General features: G+C 61.0%; 13 protein-coding genes and 1 tRNA gene. 10 read left to right on the top strand and 4 right to left on the bottom strand.

Features of this window, described 5'->3' with window-relative positions:
- From H6M51_RS09700 to H6M51_RS09685, 4 genes are all read left to right on the top strand, one after another.
- Positions 1–333 (top strand): ATP-binding protein (locus H6M51_RS09700; RefSeq protein ID WP_185809646.1); only part of this gene is annotated, 333 nt, incomplete at its 5' end.
- Positions 330–1,109, top strand: a complete 780-nt coding sequence (locus H6M51_RS09695; protein WP_185809645.1) for an ATP-dependent Zn protease — start codon at positions 330–332, stop codon at positions 1,107–1,109. The genes H6M51_RS09700 and H6M51_RS09695, both read left to right, overlap by 4 nt.
- Before the next feature lie 315 nt (positions 1,110–1,424).
- Positions 1,425–1,739, top strand: a complete 315-nt coding sequence (locus H6M51_RS09690; protein ID WP_185809644.1) for a hypothetical protein — start codon at positions 1,425–1,427, stop codon at positions 1,737–1,739.
- Between the two features lie 235 nt (positions 1,740–1,974).
- Positions 1,975–4,296, top strand: coding sequence for a hypothetical protein (locus H6M51_RS09685; RefSeq protein ID WP_185809643.1), 2,322 nt, complete (start codon positions 1,975–1,977; stop codon positions 4,294–4,296).
- 45 nt (positions 4,297–4,341) lie between these two features.
- Here the strand turns inward: H6M51_RS09685 and H6M51_RS09680 are convergent, their stop codons facing one another.
- Together H6M51_RS09680 and H6M51_RS09675 are read right to left on the bottom strand one after the other, a co-directional pair.
- A complete protein-coding gene (locus tag H6M51_RS09680) occupies positions 4,342–6,288 on the bottom strand; it encodes an integrase (protein WP_246780454.1) in 1,947 nt (648 codons plus the stop codon).
- 305 nt (positions 6,289–6,593) lie between these two features.
- Positions 6,594–6,667 (bottom strand) — tRNA-Gln (locus H6M51_RS09675).
- 289 nt (positions 6,668–6,956) lie between these two features.
- Between H6M51_RS09675 and H6M51_RS09670 the strand changes: the two genes are divergently transcribed.
- The 3 genes from H6M51_RS09670 to H6M51_RS09660 are packed head-to-tail and all read left to right on the top strand — an operon-like array spanning position 6,957 to position 9,791.
- On the top strand, positions 6,957–8,612 hold the full coding sequence (locus tag H6M51_RS09670) for a Ppx/GppA phosphatase family protein (RefSeq protein WP_185809641.1): 1,656 nt from the start codon (positions 6,957–6,959) through the stop codon (positions 8,610–8,612).
- Positions 8,613–8,614: 2 nt separating this feature from the next.
- On the top strand, positions 8,615–9,394 hold the full coding sequence (locus tag H6M51_RS09665) for an RlmE family RNA methyltransferase (RefSeq protein ID WP_185809640.1): 780 nt from the start codon (positions 8,615–8,617) through the stop codon (positions 9,392–9,394).
- A 13-nt stretch (positions 9,395–9,407) separates the two neighbouring features.
- Positions 9,408–9,791: a VOC family protein gene (locus H6M51_RS09660; protein WP_185809639.1), complete on the top strand. Its 384-nt coding sequence runs from the start codon at positions 9,408–9,410 to the stop codon at positions 9,789–9,791.
- Here H6M51_RS09660 and H6M51_RS09655 read toward each other — a convergent pair whose 3' ends face one another.
- Positions 9,792–11,198 carry a DHA2 family efflux MFS transporter permease subunit gene (locus H6M51_RS09655; RefSeq protein ID WP_185809638.1) on the bottom strand — a complete coding sequence of 469 codons (1,407 nt, stop codon included), beginning with the start codon at positions 11,196–11,198 and terminating at the stop codon, positions 9,792–9,794.
- 230 nt (positions 11,199–11,428) lie between these two features.
- Here H6M51_RS09655 and H6M51_RS09650 point away from each other — a divergent pair, with 230 nt between their 5' ends.
- Positions 11,429–12,418, top strand: a complete 990-nt coding sequence (locus H6M51_RS09650; protein ID WP_185809637.1) for an MBL fold metallo-hydrolase — start codon at positions 11,429–11,431, stop codon at positions 12,416–12,418.
- Positions 12,419–12,461: 43 nt separating this feature from the next.
- On the opposite strand, the gene H6M51_RS09645 is transcribed toward H6M51_RS09650, so the two are convergent.
- A complete protein-coding gene (locus H6M51_RS09645; RefSeq protein WP_185809636.1) occupies positions 12,462–12,773 on the bottom strand; it encodes an ATPase inhibitor subunit zeta in 312 nt (103 codons plus the stop codon).
- A 306-nt stretch (positions 12,774–13,079) separates the two neighbouring features.
- Here H6M51_RS09645 and guaB point away from each other — a divergent pair, with 306 nt between their 5' ends.
- On the top strand, positions 13,080–14,570 hold the full coding sequence (gene guaB / locus H6M51_RS09640) for an IMP dehydrogenase (protein WP_162548112.1): 1,491 nt from the start codon (positions 13,080–13,082) through the stop codon (positions 14,568–14,570).
- A complete protein-coding gene (locus tag H6M51_RS09635; RefSeq protein ID WP_185809635.1) occupies positions 14,567–15,136 on the top strand; it encodes a hypothetical protein in 570 nt (189 codons plus the stop codon). Before guaB ends, H6M51_RS09635 begins: the two co-directional genes overlap by 4 nt.
- Positions 15,137–15,145: the final 9 nt, after the last annotated feature.

Below are 15,145 nucleotides of genomic sequence, written 5' to 3'. Positions count from 1 at the left end.
GACTATTGGAATGGTGTCGTCAACAAAGCGCTCGAACTCCTCGATGGTGCGGTGAAGGGCGAAGGCCTCATCGTCGTCGGCGCCACCAATCGACCGGAGCAAATCGACGAGGCCTTAAAACGTTCCGGGCGCTTGGAAACCCAAATCGAGATCCCGCGGCCTGACACAGCGACCCTTGCCGAGATCTTCCGGCACCATCTCGGCGAGGATCTGAAGGTTCTGGTTGCCGAGGGGCAAGTGCGAACCAAGGAGGAACCCGAGATCCCCAAGCCGTCCCCGGATGTAGAGGACAGCCTAAGTCAACAAGCAGCGCTGAATGGAGGCAGCCAATGACCGAGCAAGTCATGACCAATACGGGTTCAATCGAGATCGACGTTCAATCGGTTCTGAAGCGCCTGGGAACCCGTGCGATGGGCCTTACGGGGGCTGACGTCGAACGCATCGTACGCGAAGCCCGTCAGGTCGCTCGCCGGCAGACGCGTCCGATCCGATACAAGGATCTGGAGGACGGCATCCGCATGAACAGGCCGCAGCTTCCGCATGATCTACGCTGGCGCTTCGCTGTCCATGAGGCGGGCCATGCGATCGTCCATCACGTCCTCAAGCTCGGTCCAATCCAGGGGATTACGATCGACATGCCCGAAGGCGGGTACAATCTACTGTCCTTCCATAGGTCGGGCAGCGACACGCTCGGCTATCGGGAAGATCTGCTAACGATGCTGATGGCCGGGCGGGCGGCAGAGCAGATTGTCTTCTGCTCAGTCTCTGTTGGCTCGGCCGGGTCAGAAGACAGTGATCTCGCCCGTGCGACCGGGCTTGCGCTTGCCCTGGAGCGCAGTCTTGGCTTTGGGGCGGTGCAGCCGCTCCTATACCGGGATGACAAGGATCCGACCGTGGTGCTCGATGCGCATCCGGATTTAGCCGCTCGCGTCCATTGTCGGCTTGAGAAGTCGCTCGGGCGGGCGGCCGAAATCCTCAATGACAATAGGGAGCGGCTTGATCGGCTGACGGCGGTTCTGTTCGAACAGCAGGCGCTGGATGGGGAGACGGTAATCGACATCCTCGATGACCGGAACAGCGTTGCCATTCGACAAACGATGTCGATTTGAGCCAACTGACTTCGGGTTGTCGGCAAGGCATCTCGCTTTGCCGGTAACCTGAAACAAATTGCGCATGTTTGATTCCGACTTCGGGATTTTTGATTCAGAAGTCTGGCAGATCGATTCCGCAACGGCGTTCAACCTCAGGCAACCTGTCTCGCGCTGAAACAAAGCGCCCGCAACCCGAAACAAATTGCGCTTATTTGATTCCGAACTCTGGATTTCTGATTCAGAAATCGATGGTTTCGATTCATCCAAAACACGCTTGCACCGCGCCGCCGGTCCCTTGACCATGATAGGGCCAGAAATCTATCAGGAGGGCTTATGACATTGAAAGCAGCGAGGCAGCGGCAGAAGGCACTGCGCGACGCAAACAGGCGGGCTAAGCGCCCAGAGCGAGATGACGTTGCCCGTGTCGCCCTGTTCTGGCTGATCCGGCGCGCGATTGAAAAGGGGCAGGAAGCCGAGCTGGAGAAGTTCCAGGAAAAGATCGTCTCGATGTTGGTCGACCAGGGCTTTGACGAGCGCGAAAGCGATCTCGTTTTCGATGACCTCGTAGGAAAGTACCGGGTCGATGACCGTCCGTTCCGGCGAAAGCTTCACCTTCTCCATCCAGATGGCGCTCCTGAGGATGAGTGAGAGCTGACCAGAGTTAGCTTCGGTGCCTTCGTGTTTACCGCTGTTGCCAAGCAGTGAGCGCCGAACGGCGTTCATCTGATCCGGACCTATTCCCCCCATTACTTCATAAAACGCCGTTTGATTCTGAATCGCAATTCCACAGCGCCCCCAACCTCAAACGTTTCGTTAACGCAGCTCGCCTAGCTCGACTGCCCCTCTCGATCGAGGGGCAGAATAACCACGAGCATGATGTGAAATGACGAAGCTTACAGCCATCAGAACCTTTCAGCGCAAGATCGACGCCTATTGCCTGCAGCGACTGAACCCCATCTTTTCCAGCGATGACGCTGAGGCGCTCAAAGCCTACATGCGACGCTTGATCGAGCGCAGATGCGGACCGCCGAGAACCAATGGCAGAACCGACTGGCAAATCGTTTCCAGAGTGACTGGTGTCGACGCAGAGCTGCTGGCAACCCATCACCGTGCGCTTGATCCGGGCTTTGATGCAATCATCCGCTGGGGCAGGGACGGCAGCCTGTCTGAGGCCGATCGATCTGGCCAGAAGCCCCGCCGAGTCGCAGCGGCGCGTAAAACAGCAAAACCCGCTAGGGCGAAAGAGGCGGCGGAATCGCGCCCGTCAGCTATCGAGCCGACGGCTTCGCAGAGAGTGTCCTCGGGGACAGTGGAGTTTCCCGAGCCTCTTTTCACCGAGTGGATCGAACCCTCCGGCTTTGCCGAGGCTCTGGCGCTTCATATGCGGCGGCATGGTGAAACCTACTGGGTCCTGCACCGATCAATCGTTCCACCGGATGAACCGACTGACAAGAACACGATCCTGAGCTGGATGGAGGGCAGGCGTGTGCCTCGCAGCACAGATAGCTTCGAGGTATTGGGGAGGATCGAGCGCCGCTACCGACTGCCCCAAGGCTATCTCAAGGCGAAGCTGCCGCATCAAGCACGCTCATGCTCAGGCTTTGATCTGTCAGGGATCGAACCCGCCGAGCGTCGCCGACTGGCCTGGCATCTGCCCGATGATTTCAACTCTCTGCCGTTCGCCAAAAGGGAGGAAATTCTTGAATGGGTCCGCCGGGTGATCATCAGCGGCTCTACCGATTATCGGAAATTTCAGGCGGCGGCGGCGAAGCAGCGCTATGCCATCAGGTTCCCAGGAGTAGCCTATGGCGGGCAGGTGCACCGGAGTGGAAAGATTGACGTCACTGTGGATGACCACGGTGCGATCGAGGATCCCGACCTTCTCTCTGGTGTTATCGATGCGCCGCCAGCGCTCGCCATGGAGATGGCCGATCTCATTCGTTTCAAAACGTCTGCGCTAACCTCGATCGGCTTTCAGCGCAGCGGGGTCTGGGGCGAAGAAACTGCTTCCCAAAAGATCGAACATCTTGGCTTGATGTTCGGGGCGCTGGCGGCCTCGAAGAGCGGAGAAATTCAAGGGTGCGGGGTGTCCCTGCGCCATCTGAACTTTGGCCTTCTGATCTTTCCAGGCGTTTGGGACTGGTATCTGCAATGGCGGGAGTGCCGCCGGGGCTTCTACACGTCCTGGGAAGTCGACATGCTGCGCATTGCGTTGGCGATCACCAAGGAGGGGACTGGGTGGCTTCGCCAACATCCAGAGCTTCTGACCCGGGTGCATGCGATTCCGGTGCTCGTCTCTCAAAACGAGATCGACTACGCCCGCGAGGACTGGCATGGCGCCTGCGAGGATTTCCACAAGCATGCGTCACAACGCGTGAAGGAAATTCAGCGCATCGCACGCGTTCATCGCGATCCCTTCGAACCCATTATGCCCGTTCTTGAAGCTGAAAGCCCGGTCGGCGAGTACAGGAAGATCACAGAAGAGATCATTCGGCTGATGCCTGATGAGGAGCTCTATCCTCGCCCTGCCGCCGAGGCCGTCCGCTCATTTCTGATGTTGCGACTTGGGCTGCATCTCGGATTGCGCCAGAAGAACCTGAGGCAATTGATGTTGTGCCCTCGGGGGCAGATCCCGCGGTCTGAGCGTGTCCTCGAGAAGATGAAGCGCGGCGAGATCCGGTGGAGCGATCGAGACGGCGGTTGGGAAGTGTTGATCCCGGCCGTCGCATTCAAGAATGCCCATTCCTCATTCTTCGGCGACAAGCCCTTTCGTTTGATCCTGCCGGATCTTCTCGATCTGTATCGTTACATCGACGCCTATATCGAACGGCATAGGGCGGTGCTGTTGCGAACGGCAGAGGATCCCGGAACCTTCTTTGTGAAGACGGTCAAAACGACCAGCACTGAGGCAGCCTATGACATCACCAGCTTCTATGAAGCGTGGCGGCTGACGATCCAGCGATACGGCATCTACAATCCCTATACCGGGCGAGGGGCCATCAAGGGTCTCTTGCCCCACGGCCCGCACAATGTCCGCGATGTGCTTGCCACACACATACTGAAGCAGACGGGCTCATATGAGCAGGCGAGCTATGCCATCCAGGACACAGCGGACATGGTTGCCAAGCACTACGGTCGCTTCCTGCCACAAGATAAGTCGGCACTCGCCGCACGCATTCTGAACCAGGTCTGGGAAGCAGCGTAGGGGCCAGGGTTGATCGAGGCGGAAATCATTTCCGCCTCGACGCCCTTACTTCTTCCCCTCACGCGCCCACGGAGGGGACTGCTTGTTCTCAATCCAGGGCAGGAGCTGGAGTGGCTTATGTTCGACGTTCGACGTGATCACGGGGTAGTTTTGAAGAACGCTCCGCATCAGTGGGAGCCCGGCAGGGTTGGTGTAGCGCGTATTGGTCTCGCTCCCCTCGGTAAGGCGACCTGAGATATCATCGATAACATCGGGCGAGACTCCGGCCTGTTTCAATGTATCTGCCATGCCGTGGCGGAACGCATGGATCGCCCGGTCCCACATCTTTTCGCCCAGCGCTTCTTGCATGATGGGCACGAATGTATCGTAGAAGCGATCGCCGGGATCATTGTTGGTTTTGTCGGAGAAGAGGTCAGGGAACAGCGGCCCATAGCCCAATCTCTTGATTGCTTCGACGTATTCGATGAAGCCGAGACGCACCATTTCGTCTGGGAGCGGCAACATCCGCTTCGATTGTCTGTTTTTCAGGCGGCGATAGGTATTGGTTCGAAGGATGATGACATATCCATCATCGTCTTTCGCAATGTCATCCACCGCCAGCCCGGCAAATTCTTTGCGCCTCGGCCCGAGATAGGTGAAGAGGATCGGGAGGAAGTAGAGCGAGTCGTGAAAGACGTGCGGGCCGGCTTTTTTCCGTTGCCGAAATTGGCCCAGAGATCCGGTGTAGACGGGAGTCGAGAAAATCGGAGCGATGTCTTTCGGCGTAGGCTTGTATTGCTGGTGACGAATGTCTCCTGCTTTCGGCTTCCTCGGTCGCAGACCCTCGAAAGTCCAGGCCTCGATTTCGAAACCGTGGCCTTTGAGGTGCTTCAGAAAATGCTGAAGGTTTCCGAAATGTTTGCGAATTGTCGTGGCCGCGAGCCCCACTTTCGGCTTGGTTCCGGCAGCCTCAGCCAGGCGCTTCAATCTGTCACCTTCAGCACGCAACTCCGGGGCTGACATGACACGCATTCTGCTGCTTCGTCCCCAGTCTGTGGGGATATAATTGAAGTGCTGACGGAGCTGGCCAATGTGATACTGCTCGATCTGGCCGGAATGTTCGACGCCGTGCTCGATGAGAACGGACTTGAAAATTCGAACCAACGCCATGGCATCTCGCCCGGTCGCTGGCTCCCACTCGTTACCCATATTGGCGATCAGCTTTTCACATTCCTGCTCGAAGTCAGAAACGGGGACGACCCGCTGTGCCCCTGACTTCGGTGTCACACTGGCTTTGCTTGGCTCTGCCGGGCGCGGGGTAAGATCGAGATAGGCAGGCTTTGCTTCTTCCGAGGGCGGGGCCGGGGCCAGGGGTGGAGGTAGGGCCTCCGCCTCTGCGGGAATGGAAGGCGTTTGGTCTAAAACCGGAGCGGCGACTTCGACTGCTGGGGCCCGCGGTGCGGGACTGGCTGGTCTGCCGCCGCCAGTGAACTCGCTCAAGGTTCTATCCACTAGTTCGTGGCGCTCATCGATCTCAAGGAGGGCTGCTGCGCGACCTTCGAAGATCTTTGACGCTGCTCGCTGGCGATTGATCGCGGTGTCTTCGATCTCGAAGTGGTACATCAGCCTGCGGATGCCGGCTTCAAAGCTTGCGCTAACGGCTGTGGTGCGCTCAGCGCGATAGTTGGTGCGGATGGCATCGACATGGGAGACTGGTACGCCATTCTTCAAGAGATAGCTGAGGCCGATGCAGTCTCCCTCCAGGGAGAGTTCCACACGGGTTCCGAACTTGGCGAGAAGTTGGTAGGCCCAGCCCGCTTCAAGATCGAGCTCCATGTCAACGACATCACCCGCGCGCCCGAAGATCTTCGAGGCTTCGCTGATCTCTCCCAGTCGCTCGAGTTCCTTGTCGCGCTCATGTTCAAAGAGCTTCTGGAGCTGCTGCTTGGACATTGTTTCCTTCGACTGCATCTTCAATTCGGCAAGCCGCGTGTTCAGTCTGCGGCCGATCATCTGTGCTTTCCTATGGTCCGAACAATGAAGGGTCAGTGAAAGTCGGCTGCCGGGTTGGCAGTGAATGAAGGCTGCTGGAATGCGTGGCCGCCAGTAGAAGATGTTTCCCCGGCGGATAAGATTTTCGACCCCGTGGCGGACTCCCATGACGAAGACACCCTGTATCAGGCCCGAAGGTCACCCCATGCCGATTTCAGCTTGGGCATCACCTTTGGGCATCAGTTTTGGGCATCAGGTCGCCGATGACGCCAAAACGGGATCCGGCACGACGGAAAAACATGAGAAGCAAGGACTTTTGGGAGAATTGGCTGGGGAACCTGGATTCGAACCAAGATTAACGGAGTCAGAGTCCGTCGTTCTACCGTTGAACTATTCCCCACCAGGGTATCGCTGCGGCGATCGGTGAGCGGGCTTATAGCCAAAAGATCCGTCATTGCAAAGGCCGAATTTCAAAAAAAATGTCGGGCCCGGGAAAAGGCTGGCGAAGCGGCTCTGAGGTGTCTCCGGATCGAGGTGAGGCGGGTTTGAAGCCAAACGGCCTGCGTCCCCATTTGAAAAACCGTTTGGCGCCGTGGGCTTGCGCTGGTATGCTTTGTCCAACGAAACGAATGAGACACCAGCGGCATGCGTCAGTCTTGGCGCCTTGCGCGGTGCAGTGGATAACTCCAGTGACAGACCCCAATCGCGGCGGACAGCCGAACAGCGAGGGGGCGTCGACAGGCAAGCGCAAGGGCGGGGCCTCCCGCCGGCGCGGCAAGGGCAAGAAGGCGGGACCGGCAAGGAACGGTCACGATGCTTCTGCCTCGGCAGGACAGGCGGGCACGCCGGTTGCCGAGCGACGTTCCGAAACAGTCTATGCGGATGGTCCCATCCGCAAGCGCAAGCGCCGTCGGCGCGGCAAGGGCGGAGGCCCGCTCCCGGCATCGGTGCCGGGCGGCACGCAGGATGCCCAGGCTCGGATCAGTGGTTCCGCCGTCGGTGATCACTTCGTCCATGCCGATGTTTCCCGTGCTGGTGGAGCGACCGCCCCGCAGCTTCGTGCGGTTTCTCCCGATACGGCCGGCAGCGGCGATGCGGTGCCGGGTGGCCGCCCGGGTCGCAAGCGCAAGCGCAACCGAAATCGTCATGCGGCAGTGCCAAAGCCGGGCCATATCCGACCGCTGGCGGGCTCCGAGCCCCCGTCTGTCTTGGTCACCAGGCAGCGTCGCCCGGAGACCGGGGCGGCTGCGTCCGTGCAGCCGCCGAATGAAAACCTGCTGCCTCAGAGTATTGTTCGGCCCGTTGAGCGTGTTCGCCCAGTTCAGGACGGTGGCCCCGACGACCTCTATGCGGCCCTTGATCTCGGCACCAACAATTGCCGCCTGCTGATTGCCCAGCCCACCCGGCCGGGCCAGTTCCGCGTGGTTGACGCCTTTTCCCGCATCGTGCGTCTTGGCGAGGGTCTCGCCGCCCATGGCCGCCTCTCTCAGGATGCCATGGACCGTGCGGTAGATGCGCTGCGTGTCTGCGCCTCCAAGCTCTCTGGTCGTGAGATCAGGCGCATGCGGCTGATTGCGACCGAAGCCTGCCGCGCGGCCGAAAACGGTGAACTCTTCCTGGATCGTGTGACGGCCGAAACCGGCCTCAGGCTCGAGATCATCAATCGAGAGACCGAGGCGCGGCTTGCCGTCTCCGGCTGCTCCTCGCTGGTCGGTCGCGAGGCCCGCTCGGTCGTGCTCTTCGACATCGGCGGCGGTTCCTCTGAAATCGCCGTCATCCGCATCAACGACAACCGTTCCAGCCGGCTCGCCAACCACATCACCCACTGGACATCGCTTCCGGTGGGCGTGGTCACGCTCTCCGAGCGCCACGGCGGCCGCGATGTCACGCCCGATATCTTCGAGGCCATGACCCGCGAGGTCGAGGGCATGCTGGCGAAGTTCGAATGCCCCGATATCCCGCGCAGCATGGACGATTTCCATCTGATCGGCACCTCCGGGACGGTGACGACGCTCGCGGGCGTGCATCTCGATCTGCCGCGCTACGATCGCCGCAAGGTCGATGGCCTCTGGCTGTCCGATGCCGAGGTGACGGCGATGCAGGCAAAGCTCCTCTCCTGGGATTATGCCGGACGCGCTGCAAATCCGTGCATCGGGCCTGACCGCGCCGACCTCGTTCTGGCCGGTTGCGCGATCCTGGAAGCGATCCGTCGCCGCTGGCCGTCGAGCCGCATGCGGGTTGCCGATCGTGGCCTGCGCGAAGGTCTTCTCACCGACATGATGGCCGACGATGGCGTCTGGCGCCGCGGCCGCAATCGACGTCCTCCAGTTTCGAGGGAGCGCTGACCTTGGCAAAACCACCCATCGGCGGCAACCGCACCGGCCGAAAGCTCGGCCAGAAGGTCAAGAAGGGCAAGCTCAAGGCCTCGTCCAGGCGCTGGATCGAGCGCCATATCAACGACCCCTATGTCCAGCGGGCGAAGCTCGAAGGCTACCGCGCCCGCGCGGCCTTCAAGCTGCTCGAAATCGACGAAAAGCACCAGATCCTCAAAGGTGCCAAGCGCATCATCGATCTGGGGGCCGCCCCGGGCAGCTGGTCGCAGATTGCCGCCAAGGTCACCGATTCGACGGATGAGGATATCCGCGTCGCGGCGATCGACTTCCTGGAAATGGCCCCGATCCCGGGCGTGAAGATCCTGCAGCTCGACTTTCTCGATCCGGACGCCCCGCGCCAGCTGATCGAAGGCGTCGGCGGCACGCCGAACCTCGTCATCTCGGACATGGCAGCGCCCACCACCGGCCACCAGAAGACCGACCATCTGCGTACCATGCATCTGTGCGAAGTCGCGGCACATTTTGCCGTCGAGGTTTTGGCCGAGGGCGGACACTTCTTGGCCAAGACCTTCCAGGGCGGCACGGAGAAGGATCTGCTCAACATGCTGAAGCAGAATTTCCGCCAGGTGCTGCATATCAAGCCGGCCTCGTCCCGCTCGGAATCGGTCGAGATGTTCCTGCTCGCCAAGGGCTTCAAGGGCCGCAAGGGCGGAGCCTTGGGTGGCGAACTCGACGAGGAGGGCTTTGCCCGCGATCCGCGCGAGCTTGATACAGCCGACGAAACGGAAGGCTGAGTGGTCGCTACGGATGTTCACCTATATTACCGTCGGCACCAATGATCTTGAGCGGGCCATCCGCTTCTACGATGCCGTCTTTGCCACGCTCGGTATCGGGCGTCGGGTCACGGTCGAGAATGAGGCCGGCTACGGCCCGCCGGATGATGTCAGGTGCCGTTTTTGGGTGACCGCACCCTTCGACGGAAAACCAGCCACCGTCGGCAATGGCTCCATGCCGGCCATCGACGCGCCGTCGCGTTCCGCAGTCGATGCTTTCTATAGGGCAGCATTAACCAATGGTGCAACGGACGAAGGCGCACCTGGCCTGCGCCATTTCCATCCGAACTTCTACGCCTGCTATGTCCGCGATCCCGATGGCAACAAGCTTTCGGCGCTCTGCGAGCGGCCGGAATAATCACTTCACACCGATCGTCTCGTCCTCGCTGGTCCGTCGGTAGCCCGAGACGGCAGAGCCGACATCGCGCGGCAACCCGAAGAAGGGCACCACTGCAAACAGCGACAGTCCGGCGACGATCGCGAAGGCGAGGTGAAAATCGCCAAGCGAGAGCGTCTCGCCGGTGATCCGCGTGCTGGCCTCGAGGATTGAGGCTGCGGCGGCGACACCGAGCGCCAGGCTCACCTGCTGCAGCACCGAGGTGAGCGAGGTTGCCTGCGAGACGGTGCGATCCTCGATCTCCGCATAGCCCAGCGTGTTCACGCCCGTAAAGAAGAAGGAACGGCAGAAGCCGCCGATCAGGAGGATAGCCATGATCAGCACAATCGGGGTGGCCGGGGTGAAGAGCGCATTGGCTGCCGTCGTGATCGCGCCAAAAATCCCGGCAAGGATCAGCACGTTGCGGAAACCGGCCGCTGCGAAGGCGCGTCTGGCAATGAACTTGGTCGAGATCGCCCCGACGGCTGCGATAAAGGTGGTCATGCCCGATTCGAAGGCGGTCATGCCGAAGCCGAGCTGCAGCATCAGGGGCAGGAGGAAAGGCGTGGCACCGGCCGCGATGCGAAACAGCGTGCCGCCGACGATCGAGGCGCGGAAGCTCTTGTTGGCGAAGAGCGACAGGTCGAGCAATGGGGCAGGGTGCCGGCGGGCGTGCAGCACATAAAGCACAAGCGAGACGATGCCGATGAGGGTGGCCGCAATGCCGATCCAGACCGAGAGCGCAGGCAGGCTCATCACCGAGAGCCCAAAGACGAGGCCGGACGCAGCGGCAGCGCTCAGCAGAAAGCCCATCCAGTCGATGCGCCCGGTTTCGATCGGCGCTATCTCGGGTAGGTAGAGGCCGGAGAGCCAGAGACCCAGAAGACCGATCGGAATATTGATCAGGAAGATCCAGTGCCAGCTGAAGAAGGTGGTGATGAACCCGCCGACGGGTGGACCGGTGATCGGGCCCAGCAGGGCAGGGATGGTCAGCAGCGCCATGGCCGAGACGAGTTCGCTCTTCTTCGTCGTGCGCAGCAGCACCAGCCTTCCGACTGGCGTCATCATCGCACCGCCCATGCCCTGCAGGAAGCGTGCCGCGACGAAGGTGAGAAGCGAGTCCGAGATGGCGCAAAAGATCGAGCCGAGCATGAAGACGAGGATTGCCGCGCGAAACACGCGCTTTGCACCGTAGCGATCGGCCATCCAGCCGCTGATGGGAATGAAGATCGCGAGCGCCACCATATAGGAGGTCAGCGCCAGCTTCAGCGTGATCGGTCCCACGCCGAGATCGGCGGCGATCGTCGGAAGTGCTGTGGCGATGACGGTCGAGTCCATCTGCTCCATGAACAGGGCGACTGCGAGGATAAGCGGTGTGATGCGGTTCATCGGCATTCCGGAAGATGTCGCGAGTGCGACCGGCCAAAGTGTCAAATAGCGCAGACACGCCCATGTTGAAACCGGCGATCGCCTGCCAGACGCACCCTGCCTAAGCGGGGTTCCAGCAGTGTCGATCAGCACGCATCACGATGGTGTGAGAGCGCTTCCCGCCGCCCCGGCTTCCCCTATGTCGAGGTGAGCCTGTGCAGGGCCTAGGCGATTTGTTTGAGGAGATTGCGATGATTTCGATGAAAAGACGTATGCTGCTCGGGAGCGCTGGAGTAGCACTGGCCGCTCCCATGATCATGACGCGGGCTGCCATGGCGCAGCAGTCGGGTGCGGAGACCTCGATGGATATCGACCATGCAATGCCGCCGGAAACGCACCGCTTCAATGTCGGCAAGTTCGAGGTCGTGGTGGTCAAGGATGGCGCGCGCACCTCGGAAAATCCGCAGGAGACCTTTGGAACCAACCAGTCGCCTGAGACCGTCGGCGCGCTGCTTGAGGCAAACTTCCTGCCGGCCGACAAGTTCGTCAACAGCTTCTCGCCTGTGCTGGTCAATACCGGTTCTGACGTCATCCTCTTTGACACCGGTCTCGGCGAAGGCGGTCGGGCAAACGGTCTGGGCCGACTGGTTGAGGGCCTGACGGCGGCCGGCTACAAGCGTGAGGATGTGACCGCTGTTGTCATCACCCACATGCATGGCGATCACATCGGCGGCCTGATGGTAGGTGGCCAACCGACATTCCCGAATGCGCGTTATGTCACCGGCCAGGTGGAATATGATTTCTGGGTTGATCCGGCGCGCGTCGGCACGCCGGCCGAAAACGGCCACAAGGGCGTGCTTGCCAGCATGAAGCCGATGGCCGAGAAAACCACCTTCATTGGCGACGGGGGTGAGGTCGTGTCCGGCATCACCGGCATGGCGGCCTTCGGTCACTCGCCGGGCCACATGATATATCGGATCGAGTCGGAAGGCCGCCAGCTGGTGCTGACCGCCGACACGGCAAACCATTTCGTCCTGTCGCTGCAGCGCCCGGATTGGGAAGTCCGCTTCGACATGGACAAGGCTGCCGCAGCGGCGACCCGTGCCCGGGTCTTCGACATGTTGGCGACCGACAAGCTCGCCTTCCTTGGCTACCACATGCCGTTCCCGTCTGTCGGTTTCGTCGAAAAGATCGACCAGGGTTATCGCTTCGTGCCCAAGGCCTACCAGTTCGACATCTGACGGGTTCGGGGCCGCGCTTTAGCGTGCGGCCCCTTTCGAGGCCTCATCGACCGGCATAGATCTCTTCGGTCGCCTGCTCGATGAAGGCGTGCATGCGGCTATCGATATCGGCCTCGCTGACCGTGACGCCCGCTTGGCCGAAGTCCTTGCGCAACTGCTCGAGAAGGCGGTGTGGTTCAACGACCTGTTTGGCGGCGACGGTACGGGCATAGGCTTCCACGTCGTCGAGCCCCATCGTATAGGCGGCCCAGCGGCCGATCATCTTGCTGCCGCGCACCTTGGCCTTGAATTCGACTTCTGCCTGGCGGGCGAACTGGTTTTCGAGTGCCTGTGCACGCTTCTTCAATGCGGTCATGTCAAATCCCCTCGCAGCGTTTCTTCTTGCTCTTGTACCCCCAGCCCCCTGAGGATGGGATCGGTTATACGCGACAGGAATTCAGGCTCCGTGTAAGCTGAACCTAAAATTCGAATGATTTGGTAGTTTTCTGTGGGCTATCGTTCCGGCACGTTCAAAGCCGGCTCTGGCCCACGTTTTGCTATTCCCTTCCTGTCATGAACGTGTTACCAGCCCTCGCCAACTTCCAAGCATTTCATGCAGAAGCGACCGGGTGGAAACCTCTGTCCCGGGTGGATTCTGCCTATTCAAACGAAGGAAATTGGCATGGCACGCATTGTAATGTCGGCGACAGGCGCAGAAGCGCTCACCTTTGACGACGTCCTCCTGCAGCCGGGGCATTCCGAAGTAATGCCGGGGCAGACGAATATCGCGACCCGCATCGCCAAGGATATCGACCTCTCCCTCCCGATCCTCTCCTCTGCCATGGACACCGTCACCGAAAGCCGGCTTGCCATCGCCATGGCCCAGGCCGGTGGTATCGGCGTCATTCACCGCAACCTCACACCGGTCGAGCAGGCTGAAGAAGTTCGCCAGGTCAAGAAGTTCGAAAGCGGCATGGTCGTCAATCCGGTCACGATCGGTCCGGACGCGACGCTCGCCGAAGCCAAGGCGCTGATGGGCGCGCATGGCATCTCGGGTATTCCGGTTGTTGAAGGTTCAAGCCGTCCCGGTCGCCTCGTTGGCATCCTGACCAACCGCGACGTCCGCTTCGCCTCCGATCCGAGCCAGAAGATCTACGAACTGATGACGCGCGAGAACCTCGTGACGGTCAAGGACGGCGTCGACCAGCAGGAAGCCAAGCGCCTCCTGCACAAGCACCGTATTGAAAAGCTTCTGGTGATCGACAACGAAGGCCGCTGCGTCGGCCTGATCACGGTCAAGGACATCGAGAAGTCGCAGCTGAACCCGCACGCTGCCAAGGACGCCCAGGGCCGCCTGCGTGTCGCAGCCGCCATCTCCACCGGAGACGACGGTGTCGAGCGCGCCGAGCGCCTGATCGATGCCGGCTGCGATGTCATCGTTGTCGACACCGCTCATGGCCACAGCCAGAAGGTTCTGGATGCTGTCGCCCATGTGAAGAAGATGTCGAATGCCATCCGCATCATCGCCGGCAATGTTGCGACGGGAGAGGGCACGCGTGCGCTGATCGATGCCGGCGCCGATTGCGTCAAGGTCGGCATCGGCCCGGGCTCGATCTGCACCACCCGAGTCGTCGCCGGCGTTGGCGTGCCTCAGCTCGCCGCCGTCATGGCTGCCGTCGAGGAGGCCAACAAGTACGACATTCCAGTGATCGCTGATGGCGGCCTGAAGTTCTCCGGCGACGTCGCCAAGGCCATCGCAGCCGGTGCGTCCGCCGTCATGGTCGGCTCTCTGCTCGCCGGCACGGACGAAAGCCCGGGCGAGGTCTATCTTTACCAGGGCCGCTCCTTCAAGGCCTATCGCGGCATGGGTTCCGTCGGTGCCATGGCCCGCGGCTCGGCAGACCGCTACTTCCAGGCGGAAGTGCGCGACACGCTGAAGCTCGTGCCCGAAGGCATCGAAGGCCAGGTCCCCTACAAGGGCCCCGTTTCAGCCGTCCTGCACCAGCTCGCCGGTGGGCTGAAGGCCGCTATGGGGTATGTCGGCGGCAAGGACATCAAGGACTTCCAGGAGAAGGCGACCTTCGTCCGCATCTCCGGCGCCGGCCTGCGCGAAAGTCATCCGCATGGCGTGACCATCACCCGCGAAAGCCCGAACTACCCGGGCGCGGCATGATCCTGGGGCGTGTGCCCGGCCCACGTCAGGCGCCGCTCCTTTGGGCAAGCGGCGTCCTCTCTGCTGCTTTGCTCGGCTGGATGAACCTCAGCTTCGCCCTGCCCTTCGCCGGTGTGACCGGTGGAAGGTCCATTCCCGATCTCGATATCGAGAGCTCGGGGCAGGGGCTGCTTGCGCTGAGGTCGCTCCTGGAGACGAGGCCGGAAGCGGCCGAGCTTCTCCGGGCCATGCATCTCGGCCCCGATCTGGTTCTGCCAGCTGTCCTCGGTCTTTTTCTCGCCCTCCTGACGAGACGCTTGGCGACCGGTGCGAGCCTCTACGGACGTCCGGCCGAAGGGCTTTTGCCCGTTCTGCTGGCATTGCCGATTGGTTACGCTGCTTTTGACTACGTCGAGAACGTGACGAGCCTCATGCTTTTCCCGCCGGCCTCGCCGGCACCAGGGACAGCAGGCTTACTGGCTGAAATTTTGTCCTGGCTGACGCGCGTGAAGTTCGCAGCGCTCGTCATCTCGGGCATCCTCATTCTGCGGCTGGCCTTTGGCCCCAAGGCCGCAAACGATTCCTGATCCCTCTTT

Source organism: Rhizobium sp. AQ_MP (assembly GCF_014237835.1).
GTDB lineage: Bacteria > Pseudomonadota > Alphaproteobacteria > Rhizobiales > Rhizobiaceae > Allorhizobium.
Note: the sequence above shows the minus strand (reverse complement) of the source record. Positions and strands in the feature narration are given on the sequence as shown.

Coding starts and splice junctions, on each gene's coding strand:
- H6M51_RS09695 (WP_185809645.1), top strand. CDS start 330: ATGACCGAGCAAGTCATGACCAATACGGGTTCAATCGAGATCGACGTT.
- H6M51_RS09690 (WP_185809644.1), top strand. CDS start 1,425: ATGACATTGAAAGCAGCGAGGCAGCGGCAGAAGGCACTGCGCGACGCA.
- H6M51_RS09685 (WP_185809643.1), top strand. CDS start 1,975: ATGACGAAGCTTACAGCCATCAGAACCTTTCAGCGCAAGATCGACGCC.
- H6M51_RS09680 (WP_246780454.1), bottom strand. CDS start 6,288: ATGATCGGCCGCAGACTGAACACGCGGCTTGCCGAATTGAAGATGCAG.
- H6M51_RS09660 (WP_185809639.1), top strand. CDS start 9,408: ATGTTCACCTATATTACCGTCGGCACCAATGATCTTGAGCGGGCCATC.
- H6M51_RS09655 (WP_185809638.1), bottom strand. CDS start 11,198: ATGAACCGCATCACACCGCTTATCCTCGCAGTCGCCCTGTTCATGGAG.
- H6M51_RS09650 (WP_185809637.1), top strand. CDS start 11,429: ATGATTTCGATGAAAAGACGTATGCTGCTCGGGAGCGCTGGAGTAGCA.
- H6M51_RS09645 (WP_185809636.1), bottom strand. CDS start 12,773: ATGACCGCATTGAAGAAGCGTGCACAGGCACTCGAAAACCAGTTCGCC.
- guaB (WP_162548112.1), top strand. CDS start 13,080: ATGGCACGCATTGTAATGTCGGCGACAGGCGCAGAAGCGCTCACCTTT.
- H6M51_RS09635 (WP_185809635.1), top strand. CDS start 14,567: ATGATCCTGGGGCGTGTGCCCGGCCCACGTCAGGCGCCGCTCCTTTGG.